Raw genomic sequence first — 18,161 nt, forward strand, 5'->3', positions numbered from 1 at the left:
CCGACCACGACCACGACCACGACCGCACCGACCACGACCGCACCGACCACCACGACCACCACGACCACCACCACGCCGGCGGGTACGGAGCCGCCGGACGCTCCTCGGGTGGCGGTCTCCAACACCCCCGATCCCGCGACCCTCCCCGAGGAGGGCGGGCTGTTCGTCCACACGGTGACGGTCACCAACACCGGGCCGACGCCGGTCCGTATCGTCTCGCTGCTCGACAGTGTCGCCGGCGACTTGACGACCCAGAGCGGATCCACCTGCGCCACGGCTGCCAGTACCGTCCTGGCGCCCGGTGCGACCTATTCCTGCTCGTTCACGCTGGCCTTCAGCGGTGAGGGCGGGGCCACCCGTTCGAACACGGTGAGCGTGACTGCCGTCGACGGCCAGGGGCGGCTGGCCACAGCCCAGTCCACGGCCACGGTCAGCCTCTTCGACGTACCCCCCGAGGTCGAGGTCACCGTGACGGTAACCCCCGAGGCACGACCCGAACCGGGCGGCACCTTCACCTACGCGGTAGCGGTCACCAACACCAGCAATCCCGAGACGGTCACGATCGTCGAGCTGCGCAGCGACACCCACGGCGACCTGAGCGGCCGAGGGACGTGCCGCACCGGTGTGGTCCTCATGCCGGGGCGAACATTCACCTGTTCGTTCACGGCCACCTTCACCGGCCGCGCCGGGAGCACCCTTGTCACCCAGGTGGTCGTGACGGTGGAGGACAACGAGGGCACCCGGGCCACGGCGACGAGCCCGGCTGCGGGGGGCACGGTCAGGCTGACCGCCGCCTCACCCTCGGCTGCCTCCCCCACCCCCCCGGCTGCCGCTGCCGAAGGACATCGGGCATCGGTCGCGTTGACCGGCCCGGACGTACAGGGGCCGGCGCGAATTGCGACCGCCCTGGTGCTGATGGGGACGGTGATGTTGGGGCTCAGTTGGCGACGTGCCCGCCCCCGGCCCGTGGAACGCTAGGGGTTCTCGGCGGCTCATTCGCCGTTGGGCCGACGTTGGAAGGGGGGCCCTCCCTTCGATTAACACGCAGGTGGCGAACGTGACCGTCGGCTCGCACCGGCAGTTGGGATCGTGTTGGACGGGTGGGGAAGATGTGGAAGGGGTGCAAAGGTCCTGGCAGTGGGCATGGGCCTGGGGTAGCCTGCTCTCACACACGGCGTGGGCTTGGTCACGTTGTGTTGTAACGGTGGGAGGCGACGTGGCTGGGTTCGTGAGCGGTTGGGTGAGCGTAGGCGGCTTTAGCCGACGCCGGCGGGAAGCGTTCCTCCGCCGCCTCGCCAGCGCGGTCGTCGTGCTCTTGGGGTTGTCGACCATCCTCGCCTCCAGTGCGTCCGGCGTCCTGCTGATCCAGGCCAACGCCGACTTCCCCGACTCGGTCGTGGGCCAGACGTTCCCCGCGGGTTACGCGGTCAGCAACTTCTCGACCCCCCCGCAGTCGGTCGACTTCCCCAACATCCACATCAGCCAGATCGACCTCTACCCCGCCTGCACCCAGCCGACCACCGACTGCATCGGCGGCACCCCCGAGGCGGGCGTCTACGCCCTGAGCGCCACCGGGGTGGGCCAGTCCATCCCCGCCGGTAACGCCACGTGCGAGGGCACCTGGACCATCACCCCCAACACCGGCAATACAGCCACGGCCACCAGCTACCGGCTCACCCCGCCCGGCGGGGAGGGCACCCTCGTCTTGTCAACCGGTAACACCTGCACCATCAACTTCACGGCTACCGCCCTGCGGGTGCCCACCACCGACGTCCAAGCGGCGCCCGGGGTGCAGACCTACCACTCCACCGGTGTAACCCCGTCCTCCCAGCCACCGCAGGACCCCTTCACCTTCTCGAGGACCGGCCAGGCCGACTTCAGCACGGTGGGCCAGGGCCCCACGGAGGTGACCACGGTGGCGGGCCAGGGGGCGGCCACGCCGGGCACCAACCTGGGCACGACCACCGACACCGCCACCCTCAGCCCGGTGCCACCCAACACGGGAGCAGGCGCCACCCCCACCGGGACCATCACGTTCAACCTCTACGGCCCCAACGACCCGACCTGCGCAGGCGCGCCCTTCAACACCCAGCAGGTCGTGGTCACGGGGTTCGGCGACCACGTCACGCCCACACCCGTTCCCATCACCCAGGCCGGCACCTACATCTGGGTGGCCGCCTACAGCGGGGATGCGAACTACGCGGCCGACGCCAACGCCTGCGGCGAGCCTCTCGAGACCGTCACCTTCGCCCCCGCCCAGCCCAACATCGTCACCCAAGCGGTCACCCCCGTCACGGTCGGCAGCCCCATCTCCGACACGGCCACGCTCTCCAACGGTGTGAACCCCACGGGCACCATCACCTTTACCTTGTTCGGCCCGGGCGACCCGACGTGCGCCAGCCCGGCGATCTTCACCGACACCGTCACAGTGAACGGCAACGGCAACTACACGTCCGATCCCTTCACGCCCACGCTCCCGGGTGAGTACCAGTGGGTCGCGGTCTACAGCGGCGACGCCAACAACCTCGAGGCCATCAGCCCGTGCGGCGCCCCGAACGAGACCTCGGTGGTCAACGCTCCGGTGGCCACAGTGGTCACCAACGCCACTCCGACGGCCAACCTGGGCGAGCCCATAACCGACGTGGCCACCGTGAGCGGGCCGGGCGCCCCCGCCCCCAACCCCACCGGCACGGTCACCTTCACGGTGTACGGGCCCAACGACCCCACGTGCGCCGGGCCGGTGGTCTTCACCAGTGCCAACCGGCCCCTAGCCGGTGGCCCGCCGCCCACGGCTACATCGGAGCCGTTCACCCCGACACTCCCCGGCGACTACGAGTGGGTGGCGGTCTACAACGGCGATGCCGTCTACGCCCCGGTGACGAGCCCGTGCGGCGCCCCCAACGAGACCTCGACCGTCCTGCGCCCGGTGGCCACGATCGTGACCAACGCCACCCCGACGGTGACGATCGGTGGCTCCATCACCGACGTGGCCACCGTGAGTGGCCCGGGCGCCCCCGCCCCCAACCCCACCGGCACGGTCACCTTCACCGTGTTCGGCCCCAACGACGCCGCCTGCACCGGTCCGGCCGTGTTCACCAGCGCCAACCGGCCCCTGGCCGGCGGCCCGCCGCCCACGGCCACCTCGGAGGCGTTCACGCCGACCGCCGTGGGCACCTATCGCTGGGTGGCGGTCTACAACGGCGACGCAGTCTATCTCCCGGCGACCAGCCCGTGCAACGCACCCAATGAGTCGAGCGTCGTGACCCAGGCCGAGCCCACCCTGGTGACCCTGGCCACTCAGGCCGGGACTGTCGGTAGTCCCATCTCGGACACCGCCACCCTCTCGGGTGGCGTCAACCCGACGGGCACGATCACCTTCACATTGTTCGGTCCCGACGACGCCACCTGCGCGGGCCCGGCCGTGTTCACGTCGGTCGTGGCCGTCGACAGCGGCAACGGCGACTACGTCTCGGGTGACTACGTGCCGACGGCCCCCGGCAGCTACCGCTGGGTGGCCGACTACAGCGGCGACGCCAACAACGCGCCGGCCAACAGCCCCTGCAACGCCCCCGGCGAGATCACCGCCGTCGACCGGGCCTCGCCGCTGCTGACCACCGAGGCGGTCGAGCAGGTGACGCTGACCCAACCCATCAGCGACACCGCCACCCTGGCCGGGGGAGTGGCCACGCCACCGGCGGCCGGCCCCACGGGCACCATCACCTTCACCCTCTACGGCCCCAACGACGCGGCCTGCGCCGGGCCGGTGGCGTTCACCTCGACGGTGCCGGTCAACGGCAACGGCAACTACAACTCGGGCAACTTCACGCCCACCGCCGTGGGGTCCTACAACTGGGTGGCCGAGTACAGCGGCGACGCCAACAACGCGCCCGCGCTGTCGCCCTGCGGCGCTCCCAACGAGACCTCCATCGTGACCGCGCTGCCGACTGTCCAGGTCGTCAAGACGGCCAACCCCACGACCATGCCCGAGCCGGGTGGGCCGGTGACCTACAGCGTCGTCGTGACCAACACCAGCACCGATGACCTGACGATCACCTCGCTCACCGACGACATCTACGGAGACATCACCACTCGCCCGGGCTCCACGTGCACCGACGCCATCGGCACGGTGCTGGCTTCGGGGGCTAACTACCCGTGCCAGTTCACGGCCGACTTCACGGGCAACGCCGGCGACTCGCTCACCGACGTGGTCACGGTGGTGGCCGAGAACCCCGATGGCGTCGAGGCCACCGACGACGACGACGCCACGGTCACCCTGACCGACGTGCTGCCCACTGTGCTGGTCGACAAGACGGCCAACCCCTTGACCCGCCCGGAGCCCGGGGGCACGTTCACGTTCACGGTCGTGGTCACCAACACCAGCGTGGAGGACGTGACCGTCCTCTCACTGACCGACAGCATCTACGGCGACCTCACCACCCTGCCCGGCTCGACCTGCGGCCCCGTCGTGGGGAGCGTCCTCGCTCCGGGGGCCAGCTCGCCGCCGTGCACGTTCACCGCCGACTTCACCGGTGGCGGTGGCGACACCGAGACCAACACGGTCACCGTGGTGGTGGAGGACGACGAAGGCAACGAGGCCTCTGACTCCGACGACGCCACGATCACCCTCACCGACGTTCTGCCCACCATCACCGTCGACAAGACCGCTGACCCGCTTGTCATGCCCGAGCCCGGGGGCACCTTCACGTTCACGGTAGTGGTGACCAACACCAGCATCGAGCCCGTCACCCTCACCACCCTGACCGACGACATCTACGGCAACCTCAACGGCCAGGGCACGTGCGCCACCGGGGGCGTGATCGCGGCCAACGGGGGCACGTACTCGTGCTCGTTCCCCGGCGACTTCTTCGGCGGTGCCGGCGACATCCAGACCGATGTCGTCACGGCTGTGGCCGTGGACGACGAGGGCAACCAGGCCACCGACTCCGACGACGCCACCGTCTCGATCCTGAACGTGGTGCCCCAGATCGTGGTGACCAAGGACGCCGATCCCAGCAGCCTCCCCGAGCCGGGCGGCACGTTCACGTTCAGCGTCCTGGTGGTCAACAACAGCATCGAGGACGTCACCATCACCTCGATCACCGACGACATCTACGGCAACCTCAACGGGCAGGGCACATGTGCCACGGGTGCGGTGCTGGCCTCCGGGGAGAGCTACAGCTGCGAGTTCGAAGGGGACTTCTTCGGCAACGCGGGCGACAGCCAGACCGACGTTGTGACCGTGACGGCGGTCGACGACGACGGCTCGGAGGTCTCCGACTCCGACGACGCCACCGTGACGATCACCGACGTCCTGCCCACGATCGACGTGGACAAGACGGCCAGCCCCATCAGCCGGCCCGAGCCGGGCGGCCCGTTCACCTACACCGTCGTGGTGACCAATACCAGCATCGAGGCGGTGACCATCACCTCGCTGACCGACGACGTGTACGGCGACGTGACGACACGGAGCGATTCCACCTGTACGGATGCCATCGGCACCGTCTTGGCCCCCGGTGCGAGCTACACGTGCCAGTTCGTGGCCACGTTCACCGGTGACGCGGGCGCGTCGCTCACCGACACCGTCACAGCCGTGGCCGTCGACGACGACGGGTCCAGCGTGACGGCATCCGACGACGCCACCGTCTTCATCACCGACGTCCCGCCGACGGTCACGGTCGACAAGACGGCCAGCCCGCCCAGCCGGCCCGAGCCCGGCGGCACCTTCACCTTCGGGGTGGTGGTCACCAATACGAGCATCGAGCCGGTGACGATCACTTCGCTGACCGACGACATCTACGGTGACCTCAACGGCCGCGGCACGTGTGCCATCGGGGCCGTCCTCCAGCCCGGGGCCAGCTATGCCTGCTCGTTCACGGGTGTCTTCACCGGCAACGCGGGCGACACCCAGACCGACATCGTCACGGTGGTCGTGGTCGACAACGAGGGGACGTCGGCCACCGACAGTGACACGGCCACGGTCACCATCACCGACGTGCCGCCCACGGTGACGCTGACCAAGACGGCCAACCCGACCAGCCTGCCCGAGCCCGGGGGCACGTTCACCTTCACTGTCGTCGTGACCAACACGTCCAACGAGGCCGTGACGATCACCTCGCTGGTAGACGACATCTACGGCAACCTGAACGGCCGGGGTACCTGCGCCATCGGCGTGATAATCCCGGCGGGCAGTTCCTACACGTGCGCGTTCCAAGGCTCTTTCCTGGGCGGCGGAGGTGACACCCAGACCGACGTCGTGACGGTGGTGGTGACCGACGACGACGGGTCGACGGCCACCGCCAGCGACACGGCCACCGTGACCATCACCGACGTACTGCCGACGGTCTCGGTGACCAAGACCGCCGACCCCACCTCGCGGCCGGCGCCGGGCGGGCCGTTCACGTTCACCGTCAGGGGTCAGCTGAGTAACGGCGTCAAAGTGGCCAACAATTCGTCTACTAACCCGTGTTAGAGGCCGCGATGGGGGGGGTCCGCGCTGTCGTGGCGAAGATTGCCGCCACTGCGCCGGTGATGGCGTTGACCAAGGCCGGGAGAGGTAGCCGGGCGCCGCCGACGCCGAGGGCGAGCGCCACCGCAGTGAGGGAGACCGGAGGAGCGCTCCGCACAACACCTCCACCTGGCGTCCATGGCGGCGGAGCCAGGCGAGGGAGCGCTGGGCCCGCCTGAACCCAAGGGCCAGCAGCACGAAGAGGATGCCCAGGCCGATTCACTCAGCTCTCACCCAGGAGTCGTCGGGCGGTCCGGCTATGAGCCGCTTGACCGCCGCCACCGAGGCGAGTAGCTCCTCATTCGAGAAGCTTGGAGGTTCGATGCGGCGCCAATGGTCAGTCGAGCGCGCGGGATCCCACGGGCAGGCCGAACGTACCCATTCGAGTCTGTTCGAGCACTGGCCGGTAGCTGGGTCTTTGCGGGAGTAGTGGAGAACTTGTCCGTTGTGGATCTTGTCGCGTGGGTCGTCCGAGAGAAGCAGTCCGCACCACTGCTCTTGGGTCATGCCTTCGATCAAGAAGCGCGCCGCCCACCTCACGTCCTCGTGCGTGGAGACGATGCAACTGCCGCCGGGGCAGTCTCGCCGCAGCGTGTTGAGGACACGCTCCACCCGCAAGCAGACCTCGGCCAACGACTCGCCCTCAGGCGGGCGCCAATAGCACGGGTCCTCCTTACGTTCGGAGAGCTCGGCGGAGAAGCGCTCGAAGCGCTCGCTCTCGGGCATCACGAAATCCGCACGTCCCCAGGATCGTTCGCGCAACAGGATGTCCTGCACCCAACGCGCTTTGGGCAGCCGTAGGTGCGCAGCGGTCTCCCTCGCCCGCAGGTACTCGGAGGTGTAATACCGCGAGAAGGTCGGCGAGACGTGTTCGCGAATCCAGTGTCCTGCGGCCTCGGCCTGCGCTATTCCGAGGTCGGTGAGCCGCCAGTCGCGGTTGAGGCGGGCGCGGAACTCCCCGGTATAGCAACTGTTGTCTCCTTGCTTGGACTGCTCGCGCGCTTCGTTTCCCTCACTTCGACCATGGCGGACCAACACAAGATCGACAGGCATGACCACCTCGGACTCTCGAAGATCGTCGGCCGGGTTCTTTGGGGTACCGGTCATTTTGGCGCAGTATCCAACGTTGGGCGTGGTGGGTGGGTGGGGAAGACCGTCGGGTCGGTGCTGCCCAACTGGGTGTGAAGGTCCGAGAGGGTCGGCGAGCTCCACGGTCTCGACTGCGCCCCTGCTGCTCCCGGTCCCGCCGGAGCGCGCCAGATCGTTCAGGCAGACCGCCAGCAAAAGCCGGGGCGAGGGCTGGGCGGGGTATCGAGGGCCTGGTCAGGGAGGTTGACGGGACTCAGTCAGCCAAGATCGCCGCGTCGGGAACGGTGCTCGAGACTCGCCCGACTCCCCGGATCAAGCCGCTGCACTGACGAGGACGCCCTCGGCACTCTCGCCCCGCCGCTGCGGTCACGCCGGCGGGTCGGTTTGCTCCTGTGGTGCGACGAGCGACCCGGGGTGCCCCTGGCAACGCCCTGCTTCGGCTGGGTGCTCCGCCATCGAGGCTCGCCGTGCTGCAGGGTATCCCTGACCGGGCGGAACCGACGCCAGTGCCCGCGGGCTGCAGTTCCTGTCCAGGGTGATGGCGTCGCCGAGGCCAACCGCCACCAGCGCCTTCATACTCGTCTCGTTGGGATCGGCGAAGGTCAGCTCGCCGCCCAGCTGCGCAGCCGCATCGACCGCACCTACCAAGGCCTGAAGGCTGGAGCCATCGATCCCAGAGACGTCGTGCACGTCCAAGACCACCTTCAGGTTGCCCTGGCCTTCGATCAGATCGGCCAGCACGGCCTGGAGCGCGTCGGCGTCGGAGGCACCCAGGTGCCCGTGGCGGTCACCACAACTACGCCCATGGCCCGACTGATGGCCAGAGCAATGGCCGTCTTCGCGACCCGAGCACTCGGAGGTCGTGGGGCACAGTCGCGAGGTGGGCGGCGAGGGAGGTGAAGCGCCTGAGGACGGCCGGCAACGCTGCTTGCGTTGCGCCCCGCCGGTGTATCACCGAGCGGCAGTAGTTCTGCGGGCATGGCTTCGCTCCGGAAGGTCGGGGGCGAGCGATCAGGGGCGCCCGCACGACATGGACCGTCACTCCTGATCGGCTGTCTGGTGCAACCGAGCAACGGGGCTTTCAACTGGTACGAGGCTGATGGTCCAACCCTTATGAAGAGCGGAGGCCTCACCGGCGCCCCGCCGGTGTGGCCTGAGAATCGGAGGCGGGTGCAGGGTCTCGGTCCGGTTCGACGTCGGATTCTGGGATGTGGGCGGGGTCGGAGGCGGGATGGCGCGCTGGCGGCACGATGCCGGCGTTGCGGTCGCGCTTGTCCGCGTGGAGCGACGCCATTACCGCTGCGGCGATGACGATGGTGATGACGCTGAGGGACACGTAGGTGGGCATGTGCAGCTCGAACGGCTTGCCGATGAGGAGCATCTTGACGCCGACGAAGGCGAGGATGACGCCGAGGCCGACGTTGAGGTAGCGGAACTTGCCCTGCATTCCACCGAGGAGGAAGTAGAGCGAGCGCAGGCCGAGGATGGCGAAGGCGTTTGCGGCGAACACGATGAACGGCTCGCGGCTGACGGCGAGGATGGCCGGCACCGAGTCGACGGCGAAGACGACATCGGTCGCTTCGATGAGGACGAGGACGGCGAACAGCGGCGTCGCCACACGTTTGCCGTTCTCGCGCGTGAAGAGCTTTTGGCCGTCGAAGCGGCTGGTGGTCGGGACGAGGCGCCGTACGAGGCGCATGGCGACGTTGTTGTTGTAGTCGACTTTCTTCGACTCATCGTGGCGGGCGATCTTGAGCGCGGTGTAGAGCAGGAAGGCGCCGAAGATGTAGAGGACCCAATCGAAGCGCTCGATGAGCGATACGCCGGCGAAGATGAAGATGCCTCGCAGGACGAGTGCCCCGAAGATTCCCCAGAACAGCACCCGGAACTGGTACTCGCGGCGCACTGCGAAGAACGAGAAGATGACGGCCCACACGAACACGTTGTCGATGGAGAGGCTCTTCTCGATGAGGAAGCCGGCGAAGTACTCGCCGCCAGCTTGCCCGCCCTGCCACATCAGCAGGATCAGGCCGAACGCGAGGCCAAGGGAGATCCACACCGCAGACTCGATGGCCGCCTCTTTGATGCTGATGACGTGGGCCGTGCGGTGCACGAGCAGCAGGTCGGCAACGAGCATGATGACGATGGCGCTCACGAGGGCGAACCACGCCCAGGCGGGTACGTCGAAGCTGGCGAAGCTCTCGTTCACGCCGGGTGCGGCGGCCACGAGCGGGGCGGTGATGACGCTAAGCATGAGGGCTCCTGCGATCAGCGGACGCGAGGGTTGCGATCCGCTCCGCGGTGGACGGATCGGCGGGGCGGGGCGCGGGCGGAACTGACTTCTCGGCCCTGCAGGCGGTTGGCGTTGTAGGTCGAGGGCTGGGCGGTCCGCCAGCTCGCGGCCCGGCCGTCGTCGCTTCAGGATCTGACGTGGATCCGCCTCGGCCCCGCGCGTCGGTGCGGCCTCTGCGCTCCCGCAACGGGCGGTAGATGATCTCGCGCCGGGCCCAGGAGCGCAGCCAATAGGCGGCGATCAGGAGCGCGATGGCGCCGGCGGCCGGCAGCCATGCAGCGGTGCCGCTCATCTGCTGCCCGCGAGCACCGCTGGGACGTCGCGACGAGAACCCGCGATGACGGTACGCGGGCCGTTGGGGTCCAAGCGCACGAGCTGGAGGCGGAGGGACGGGAACTGCTCTGCGACCACCTCTCCGGCGATGGCCAACGCGGTCTCGAGCGTGGCGATTTCGGCTTGGGGCCCGGCGAAACAGGCGGAGCCGCCGAGCCGGTCGCAGTCGTGGTGGGCGACGAGCACGATCTCGGCCGGACTGTCCAGCTCGCAGGCCATGCGGATGGTGTCGATGATGGCGTCACGGTCGGGGGTGGCGAGCGCGGCGGCGCCACCGGGCCAGGCGATGAGGTCGACGGTGCCGGTGAGTCCGCGCCGGGCGAGGAAGCGGCGCATCGGTTCGACGAAGCGGTAGTCGCTGCAGGACAGAACCACCGCCTGGCACTGGGCGGCGGGGAGGGCGGAGTCCTCCATTCGGGCGCCAGGTCGGTGGGTTGGTTGCATGAAGCCAATACTGCGCTGCGAGGACCTCGAAGACAATGCGCGCTCCCGGACCAGCAGTGGCCCTCTATACTTCCGAACATCGGAGTGCCGGGATCGTCTTCGACCTAGACTCGGGTTCGAGATGACCGCCCAGGGTGCGGAGGGGAGGTTGGGCGCCGCCCGACCTACCCGCTCCAGGATCGAATCGTTGGTGGCGCCATCGCGCGACGGTGCGATCGGCCGGATCGCGGCCAAGGCTGCTCGCGAGGCGGGCGTCGACCGTGCCTTGCTCGGCGGTTACCTGGAGGCAGTGCTCGAGGACGAAGCGCCCTTCGGGGTCGTCGGCGGCGTGACCGGTGAGCTGGGCGATGCGCTCGAGCCGGTAGACGACGGCGCGGGGACTGAGATGGAGGCGGCGTGCGGTCCCCCGACGCGTAGCCGGACTCGGCGAAGTACGCGTCGAGCGTGGCGATCAACGGTTCGGGGCCGCCACGGGCGCCATCGAGAGGGCCGAGCACGGCTCGGACCATCTCGGTGACCGTGATCGGGTCGAGGGCGAGCACTCGGTAGGGCAGTACCGACTCGAACCGGATGATCGGCTCGGCGAGGCCCAGGCGGCGGGCTAGCTCCAGCGCCTCGCAGGCCTCGTTGTAGGAGCGGACCAGGCCGCCCGGACCGGCACAGGGGCGGCCCACGCCGACCTCACACTGAAGCGGCCTGGGTTTGAGGGTCCGGGCCGTGCTCGGCCCGCTCGATGGCGCCCGTGGCGGCCCCCGAACCGCATCCCTTCATCGCGCCGAATCGGCTGCCGGAACGCCCCCGCGCCGACTTCGAACTGCGCCGCCACGAAAGTGGCTGATCCACTCCTGATCACGGAAGCTGCAGCGCCTCTGAGTCGTCCGGTGTCTGCCGTTGTTTCCGGGACACCGCAGCCCCATGATGGGTGCCATGACTCCTGTGACGACGCCGACACCCGGCTCGCCGGCCCCGCAGACCGCCGGCCGCACCGCCCACCGCGCCTTGCGGCAGACCTCGCCGGCGCCGAGCACCCCGCCCACCGTGGTCCACACCCCCAGGAGCATCCCATGACAGTCGCCATTCCCCACACCGCTGGCGAGGTCCGCCTCACCCGTCAGGGTCGCCGCCACCTGGGCGCCCGCGCCCGGAACCTGCGAGACGAGATCATCCCCCGCCTGATCGAGCTGCGCGACGGCTCCGACCGCGACGACTCGGTCGTGGCCGACTACCAGAGGGCCACTGCCGAGTTGGCTCGGATCTGCACGGTTCTCGCCACCGCTCGCCCCGTCGAGGCGCTCGCAGATTACCCCGACGTGGTCGAGCTCGGCGAAGCCGTCACCATCCGCGTCGTTGGTGCGCCCCCCGAGCGCTACGTCATCGTCGACTCCTCCGAAGCGATCGTCGGCGCCGGACGGGCGTCGGCGCTCTCCCCGTTGGGCCGGGCGCTGCTGGGTCGCCGCGTCGGTGACGAGGTCGAAGTCGCCGCCCCTGGCGGCACCTACCGATGTGTCATCGAGAGCGCCACCAGAACCGAGACCGCCCGGCCACCAAGCCCCTAACCATGACTGCTTCCGCGCCGAACAAATCCGACCCGCACACGACGGGGGCGGCCCCCCGCCGGTGCACGAAGGACCACGCTGCGATGCCGTCGACCGCCGCCCCGACCGGCCCGTCGAGCCCCACCAACCCCGAGGCCACCCCGTGAGCGCTCGACTGGCACATCCCGCCACGCAGGACCTCCGCCGGGACGCGTCACCCCACCCGCTGCCCGCACCGTCCGTCGCCCCAACTCGTCCCGCGATCGCCGAGGTCCTGCTTCGGGTGGTCACCCCGGCCGACCTGGCCCGCCTGCCATACCTGAGCGGCTACCCATGGTTTCGGTCCTCCTGCCGACCACACCAGGGGCGCGACTCGATCCCGAGGACCGGGGTAACCTCGCAGACCTTGTCGAACGGACACAACGGCGGCTCGCCGCCGCGCTGCCCGGCGCCCCATCGACGAGCTCATCGGACCGCTCCGGCGCCTCGCGGCCCTGGTCATCGACTCCTACCGGCTCCTCTGGTTTACCGGACGTTCCTAGATTGGCACGACACCGGGTCGACCCCCGGCGGGATCGCGCTCGCTACCGCTCACCATCGTGCAGCCCCACCACTGGAACGGATCACGACCGAGGACCGCAACGGCGCCCTCGGCCACTTCGACGGGGTTGGGTCGCCCTGGCACTCCGCGCGCCGATCCCACCGAAGCCTGGTAGCTGCGGCGAGCATGGGAGCCGTGGCACACGGGAAACGATCGGCGGAATCACCCGGGGGTACCGGTATGAACCGAAGGGGTCTCCCCACGATGGCCAAGATCAAGGTGTTCGGTGCCGCCGCCGACCTGCCCGTGATCAGTGGGGTGTTCACCATCGCCGAAGTGACCGCATGCGGATCGACCCGGGCCATTGTGGTCTCCAAGACCTTCGTGAGCAGTCCAGAGCCCCTCGGGTGATCCCGGCAACCGTTCCGACCGTCACCCGCGAAGGTCCGGTGTCGGCTCGCGTCGGCATGGTGGGCGGGGGCCAGCTCGCCCGGATGACGCACCAGGCCGCCGTCGACCTCGGCATCTTTCTGGAGGTCCTGGCCCCGTCGGCGACCGAGCCAGCGGTGATGGCGGGAGCGCACCACCTGCGCGGCCCCCACGACTCGCTCCAGATGCTGCGCACCCTCGCCGAGCGGTGCGAGGTCGTCACGCTGGACCACGAGCACGTCCCCACCGAGCACCTGCACACGCTGCAGGCGGCCGGGTACACACTGCGGCCCCGCGCCGAAGTAGTCGGGCTCGCCCAGGACAAGCTCCTGGCCCGCCGTACCCTCGAGCACCTCGGGTTCCGGGTGCCGCCCCATGCCCCCGCCGATCCCGGCGACACCGACGCGGTGGCCGCCTTCGCGGAGCGCTGGGGTTGGCCGGTGGTGGTGAAGTCCCGCCGCGGCGGGTACGACGGCCGCGGGGTGCACCTCGTCGAGGACCTCACCACCGCCCGGGCCGTGCTCCGCACCGATACCCCCGGAGGCTGGCTGATCGAAGCCAACGTCGCCATGGTCACCGAGCTCGCTGTCCTCGTCGCCCGCAACCCCTCGGGCTTCACCGCCGTCTACCCGGTAGTGGAGACCCGCCAGGTCGATGGCATGTGCCGCGAGCTCGTCATGCCGGCCGCGATACCCCACTCTGTCGCTGACGCGGCGTCGCGCCTCGCGAAGTCGATCGCCGACGGCATCGACGCCACCGGCATCCTCGCCGTCGAGCTGTTCCTCACCCGCGAAGGCGACCTCGTCGTCAACGAGCTCGCCGCACGCCCCCACAATTCCGGGCACGCCACCATCGAGGCGACGGTCACCTCCCAGTTCCACAACCACCTGCGAGGGATCCTCGACTGGCCTCTTGGATCCACCGCCATGGTCGCACCCGCGGCCGCGACCGTGAACGTCATCGGCAACACCGCCGGGACCGACCCGCTCCAGAACCTGCCCGCAGCCCTCGCCGTCCCTGGAGCCAACGTGCATCTCTACGCCAAAGCCCCCATCCCCGGGCGAAAGCTCGGCCACGTCACCGCCGTGGGCTCCGACCCCGACGAGGCCCTCGGCACCGCCCGAGCCGCCGCGGTGATCCTCGCCGAACCATGACCGGCATCGCACCCCTCGTCGGCATCGTCATGGGCAGCGCCTCGGACCTCGACACCATGGCGGCGGCATCCGACGTGCTCGACGGGCTTGGCCTCCCCAACGAGGTGCGGATCCTCTCGGCGCACCGCACTCCCTGGGACCTGCTCGACTACGGGACCACCGCCGCCGATCGGGGCCTACGGGTCCTCATCGGCGCGGCTGGAGGCGCCGCCCATCTGCCCGGCATGCTCGCCGCGGTCACCACCTTGCCGGTCATCGGCGTCCCCGTCCCGTCCCGGTACCTCGCCGGCCTCGACTCGCTCCTGTCGATCGTGCAGATGCCCACCGGCATACCCGTCGCCACCGTCGCCATCGGCGGCGCCGCCAACGCCGCCCTCCTCGCCGCCCGGATCATCGGAATCTCCGACCCTGCCATCTGCGCCGCCGTCCGAGCCCACCAGGCCGACATGGCCGATGCCTCACGGGACTCCGACGCCCACCTCTATGGCGGGGCCACACCCTGCTGAACGGCAAGCGCGTCCTTATCGCCGGGGGAGGTTCGCCCCGGGGTCCTGCTGAAGTGAGGCGGCGCTTTTGGCCGTCGGACCCGGTCGAGAGGCCGAAGGTCGGCATACCGGCCGGTAGATCGTCCCGCAGCTACCCGGGAACGGCCGGCTTGCGCGGCATGATCGCAATGTCCGACACGAGCGCCTTCAAGCGGTGGCCTACGCTCATCAGAGCGTCGAGGTCCTCGAGAACTTTCAGCAGGCGTGATTCGGACATGATGATGTAGATCACGACGTTCGAATCGCTGTTGAGCATTCCCGAGCGCAACCCCGACTCGCCAGCGCCCGTGGCGGGCACGATCGTGTAGCCGCCTACGCCACGGTGGCGTGCCGTCTTCACGACCAGGGCCTGCAGCTCACTCGGGGCGATGACCATCAGCAGTTTCTTGTGCTCAAGGGGTCTCATGTTCACGGCCTCCGGCGGGTCGATGCAGTAGGGGTGCGCCATTCTGTCGTAACCCGTTCTTCATCCGCCGCTGGTGCCCGGAGGGTAGGCGGCAACGAGACTGAGATGACCCGTGGATGCGCGACACCATCAATGTTCACCACGCGAGACCGCTCATCCAGAAGTACAGCGGGATGCCGACGAGAATGTTGAAGGGGAACGTCACCGCGAGAGCCATCGTGAAGTACACGCCCGGCTGAGCCTCCGGAATCGCATAGCGGACTATGGCCGGTACCACTATGTAGGACGCGCTTGAAGCCAGCACCGCGACCAGCACGGCATCGCCCTGGCTCAGCCCAAGGAGCCGGCCGAGCCCCAGAGCGAGACTGGCGTTGACCACCGGCATTACGCCAGCGAACCCGATCAGGAAGCGCCCCACGAGCGCTTGCGACTCGAGCAGCTGGCGCGCGACCAGCAGACCCAGTTCGAGCAAGAAGAACGCGAGGATGCCCTTGAAGATGTCAGCCGTGAACGGCTGCATCATCTCCTTCCCCCGCTCGCCGGTGACGAAGCCGATGAGCAGGCTGCCGATCAGCAGGAGGTGGGCGCCGTCCGTGAAGGCTTCGTGCAACACTCTCTTCATGGACAGCGAGGACGGCCGCGGTGGATCCTCAAGCTCCGGACCTGCGTTGACAGCTGCCGCACCGTGGGCAACCGCCTGCTGGGCCTGCCGGTTTCGCGCGAGTGTGGCGAGCAGCACCGCCATGACGATCGCTGGCGATTCCATCAGTACCAACGCCACCGCCATGTAGCCGCCGAACTCGATCTCGTTCCGACCGAGGAACTGCTGGGCGGTGATGAACGTCACGGCACTAACGGAGCCATAGGTGGCAGCGATGGCGGCCGCGTTGAAGGGGTCGCAACGGCGGAGGCGCAGGATCACGAAGCTGTAGCACGGGACCACGCAGGCCATCAGCATCGCTGCGAGCAGAGCCAGCGCTCCCGTCGCTGGGAGCCCGCCGATAGCCAGCTCGGCGCCGCCCTTGAGGCCCAGGGCGACTAGGAGGTAGAGCGAGAAGAACTTCGCGAGAGCCGGCGGGATCTCCAGATTGGAGCGGACTGCACCGATCAACACCCCGAGGACAAAGAACAGGATCGCCGGATCAAGCAGACCCTGGACGAGCTGGGTAGGCATAGGCTAACTCCAGTCCGTCCCGCTCGACTGCGGTCGAACTGTCACTGGGCGGCGGGGAGGGTGGAGTCTCTCCATTCGGGCGCCAGGTCGGTGGGTTGGTTGCATGAAGCCAATACTCCGCTGCCGAGGACCTCGAAGACAATGAGCGCTCCCGGACCAGAATTGGCCCTCTATACTTCCGAACATCGGAGTGCGGGGATCCGTCTCCGGGCCTAGACTCGGGTTCGAGATGACCGCCCAGGCTGCGGACGGGAGGTTGGGTGCCGCCCGACCTACCCGCTCCAGGATCGAATCATTGGTGGCGCCATCGCGCGACGGTGCGATCGGGTTGATCGCGGCTAAGGCTGCTCGCGAGGCGGGCGTCGACCGTGCCTTCCTCGGCGGTTACCTGGAGGCAGTGCTCGAGGCCGCTGTTCTCGGACGCCGGTTGGGCCGGACCGATCTGGACGCCTGCCGCCAGATGGGAGAGTCCGCGGCCGACCAGGGGATCGCTCTCTCCGCGTTGCTCGACCTGTACTTGAGCGCGCTGTGGCGGCTGTGGGACGACATCACCGGGCGAGCCGGCCGCGCCGACGCGGCGCTGGTGGCGGCGGTGGCCGGCGCGTTGTTCCGTACGGCCGATGACGCCGCCGAGGCCCTGGCCGAGGGGCATGAGAGGGCGCAGCGCCAGAGCGTGCGTCGCGAGGAGACGATGCGGCGAGAATTTGTCGACGACCTGCTCAGCGGCGGCGGCGACCCGGACCTGGTGGGGGAGTGGGCCGCCCGCTTTGGCTTCAACCTGGCCGGCACGCACCTGGTGACCGTGGCCCGCACCCGCACCCATCGAGTCCTCGTCGACGCCGGCCCGGTACACGCCCGAGTCGAGACCCACGTGCTGGTGAGCTTCGGTGGGCGCGACGTGGTGGTGGCCACCAGGGACGGCGCCCTCGTCTGCGTGCTCCCGGCCACCGCAACCGACCCGGCCGCAGACTTGGCTCGCACCCTGCACGAGAGCGACGAGGGGCCCTGGCAGGTCGGCGTGGGCCGCCCCTATGCAGGTCCGGGCGGCCTGGTGCGCTCCTACAACGAGGCATGCGAGGCGCTGGAGCTGGCCCGCCGCCTGGGCCTGGCCGAGCCGATCGTCCGGTTCGAGTCGCTACTGCCCTACCGGGTGCTCGCCCTCGACCCGATCACCGTCGCCGAGATAGTCCACGCCGTGCTCGGCCCCCTCGATGGCGCCCGTGGCGGTCCCGAACCGTTGATCGCCACGCTCGACGCATACTTCGCCGAGTCCGGCAACGCGTCGGGGACCGCACGCCGCCTCCATCTCAGCCCCCGCGCCGTCGTCTACCGGCTCGAGCGCATCGCCCAGCTCACCGGTCACGCCGCCGACGACCCCGAAGGGCGCTTCGTCCTCGAGCTGGCCGTACGAGCGAGACGGATGATCAGCGACACCTGAGCGCCCTCACCGGCCCAATCGCCGTTGGGCGCCGGTGGTCGATCGAAGGTCCCGGTGGGCGCCCCGACGAGGCCGTCTCAACGTTGGGGTTACCAATCCGTCGCAGTCCCGGCAACAATCGGGGCGTCAACACCGTCTAGTCGCGCCCTTGTCTGCCACGAGCCGGCAGTAGATGATGGGATACATGCACCCTCACCTGCCCACAACTCCGAGGAAGGCGAGATGCTCATAGCAACCGCGGCATTCGTCGCCTGCGCTGCCGGGCTCCTCGCCGC

13 protein-coding genes and 2 pseudogenes are annotated in these 18,161 nt (G+C 69.1%); 7 read left to right on the forward strand and 8 right to left on the reverse strand.

The genetic code is table 11. The features are described 5' to 3' along the window. Nucleotides 1–108 precede the first annotated feature (108 nt). Together AB1673_05290 and AB1673_05295 are read left to right on the forward strand one after the other, a co-directional pair. Entirely contained in the window at nucleotides 109–978 is an 870-nt protein-coding gene (locus AB1673_05290; GenBank protein MEW6153392.1) for a hypothetical protein, read from the forward strand. Between the two features lie 238 nt (nucleotides 979–1,216). Further along, nucleotides 1,217–6,469, forward strand: coding sequence for a hypothetical protein (locus AB1673_05295; GenBank protein ID MEW6153393.1), 5,253 nt, complete (start codon nucleotides 1,217–1,219; stop codon nucleotides 6,467–6,469). Between the two features lie 255 nt (nucleotides 6,470–6,724). Here AB1673_05295 and AB1673_05300 read toward each other — a convergent pair whose 3' ends face one another. From AB1673_05300 to AB1673_05325, 6 genes and pseudogenes are all read right to left on the reverse strand, one after another. After that, nucleotides 6,725–7,612, reverse strand: coding sequence for a phosphoglycerate mutase family protein (locus AB1673_05300; protein ID MEW6153394.1), 888 nt, complete (start codon nucleotides 7,610–7,612; stop codon nucleotides 6,725–6,727). Nucleotides 7,613–7,960: 348 nt separating this feature from the next. Next, nucleotides 7,961–8,467, reverse strand: coding sequence for a sodium-independent anion transporter (locus tag AB1673_05305; protein ID MEW6153395.1), 507 nt, complete (start codon nucleotides 8,465–8,467; stop codon nucleotides 7,961–7,963). 256 nt (nucleotides 8,468–8,723) lie between these two features. Next, nucleotides 8,724–9,848 (reverse strand): TerC family protein, encoded by a 1,125-nt coding sequence (locus AB1673_05310; GenBank protein MEW6153396.1) that lies wholly within the window; start codon nucleotides 9,846–9,848, stop codon nucleotides 8,724–8,726. Nucleotides 9,849–10,175: 327 nt separating this feature from the next. Next, a complete protein-coding gene (locus AB1673_05315; protein ID MEW6153397.1) occupies nucleotides 10,176–10,634 on the reverse strand; it encodes a carbonic anhydrase in 459 nt (152 codons plus the stop codon). A 94-nt stretch (nucleotides 10,635–10,728) separates the two neighbouring features. After that, a pseudogene (locus AB1673_05320) lies at nucleotides 10,729–11,061 on the reverse strand (helix-turn-helix domain-containing protein). 217 nt (nucleotides 11,062–11,278) lie between these two features. Continuing rightward, nucleotides 11,279–11,359, reverse strand: a pseudogene (locus AB1673_05325) (hypothetical protein). 369 nt (nucleotides 11,360–11,728) lie between these two features. Between AB1673_05325 and AB1673_05330 the strand changes: the two are divergent. The 4 genes from AB1673_05330 to purE all read left to right on the forward strand — a co-directional run bounded on the left by AB1673_05330 (nucleotide 11,729) and on the right by purE (nucleotide 14,829). Next, nucleotides 11,729–12,220 carry a GreA/GreB family elongation factor gene (locus AB1673_05330; GenBank protein ID MEW6153398.1) on the forward strand — a complete coding sequence of 164 codons (492 nt, stop codon included), beginning with the start codon at nucleotides 11,729–11,731 and terminating at the stop codon, nucleotides 12,218–12,220. Nucleotides 12,221–13,004: 784 nt separating this feature from the next. Next, a complete protein-coding gene (locus tag AB1673_05335; protein ID MEW6153399.1) occupies nucleotides 13,005–13,151 on the forward strand; it encodes a hypothetical protein in 147 nt (48 codons plus the stop codon). 38 nt (nucleotides 13,152–13,189) lie between these two features. Further along, nucleotides 13,190–14,323, forward strand: coding sequence for a 5-(carboxyamino)imidazole ribonucleotide synthase (locus AB1673_05340; GenBank protein ID MEW6153400.1), 1,134 nt, complete (start codon nucleotides 13,190–13,192; stop codon nucleotides 14,321–14,323). Then, nucleotides 14,320–14,829, forward strand: a complete 510-nt coding sequence (gene purE / locus AB1673_05345; protein ID MEW6153401.1) for a 5-(carboxyamino)imidazole ribonucleotide mutase — start codon at nucleotides 14,320–14,322, stop codon at nucleotides 14,827–14,829. Before AB1673_05340 ends, purE begins: the two co-directional genes overlap by 4 nt. A gap of 130 nt (nucleotides 14,830–14,959) precedes the next feature. Here the strand turns inward: purE and AB1673_05350 are convergent, their stop codons facing one another. Together AB1673_05350 and AB1673_05355 are read right to left on the reverse strand one after the other, a co-directional pair. Further along, nucleotides 14,960–15,316, reverse strand: coding sequence for a transcriptional regulator (locus tag AB1673_05350; protein MEW6153402.1), 357 nt, complete (start codon nucleotides 15,314–15,316; stop codon nucleotides 14,960–14,962). A gap of 94 nt (nucleotides 15,317–15,410) precedes the next feature. Continuing rightward, nucleotides 15,411–16,448, reverse strand: a complete 1,038-nt coding sequence (locus AB1673_05355; GenBank protein MEW6153403.1) for a sodium-dependent bicarbonate transport family permease — start codon at nucleotides 16,446–16,448, stop codon at nucleotides 15,411–15,413. A 328-nt stretch (nucleotides 16,449–16,776) separates the two neighbouring features. On the opposite strand from AB1673_05355, the gene AB1673_05360 reads away from it, so the two are divergent. Then, the gene (locus AB1673_05360) at nucleotides 16,777–17,886 is read left to right on the forward strand and encodes a helix-turn-helix domain-containing protein (GenBank protein ID MEW6153404.1); all 1,110 of its coding nucleotides are present in this window, start codon (nucleotides 16,777–16,779) and stop codon (nucleotides 17,884–17,886) included. Nucleotides 17,887–18,161: the final 275 nt, after the last annotated feature.

Source organism: Actinomycetota bacterium (assembly GCA_040754375.1).
Lineage (GTDB): Bacteria > Actinomycetota > Acidimicrobiia > Acidimicrobiales > AC-14 > JBFMCT01.

Bases quoted from the DNA above. Each gene is read 5' to 3' on its own strand.
- AB1673_05315 (MEW6153397.1), bottom strand. From the start codon at position 10,634: ATGGAGGACTCCGCCCTCCCCGCCGCCCAGTGCCAGGCGGTGGTTCTG.
- AB1673_05350 (MEW6153402.1), bottom strand. From the start codon at position 15,316: ATGGCGCACCCCTACTGCATCGACCCGCCGGAGGCCGTGAACATGAGA.
- AB1673_05300 (MEW6153394.1), bottom strand. From the start codon at position 7,612: ATGACCGGTACCCCAAAGAACCCGGCCGACGATCTTCGAGAGTCCGAG.
- AB1673_05310 (MEW6153396.1), bottom strand. From the start codon at position 9,848: ATGCTTAGCGTCATCACCGCCCCGCTCGTGGCCGCCGCACCCGGCGTG.
- AB1673_05330 (MEW6153398.1), top strand. From the start codon at position 11,729: ATGACAGTCGCCATTCCCCACACCGCTGGCGAGGTCCGCCTCACCCGT.
- AB1673_05355 (MEW6153403.1), bottom strand. From the start codon at position 16,448: ATGCCTACCCAGCTCGTCCAGGGTCTGCTTGATCCGGCGATCCTGTTC.
- purE (MEW6153401.1), top strand. From the start codon at position 14,320: ATGACCGGCATCGCACCCCTCGTCGGCATCGTCATGGGCAGCGCCTCG.
- AB1673_05335 (MEW6153399.1), top strand. From the start codon at position 13,005: ATGGCCAAGATCAAGGTGTTCGGTGCCGCCGCCGACCTGCCCGTGATC.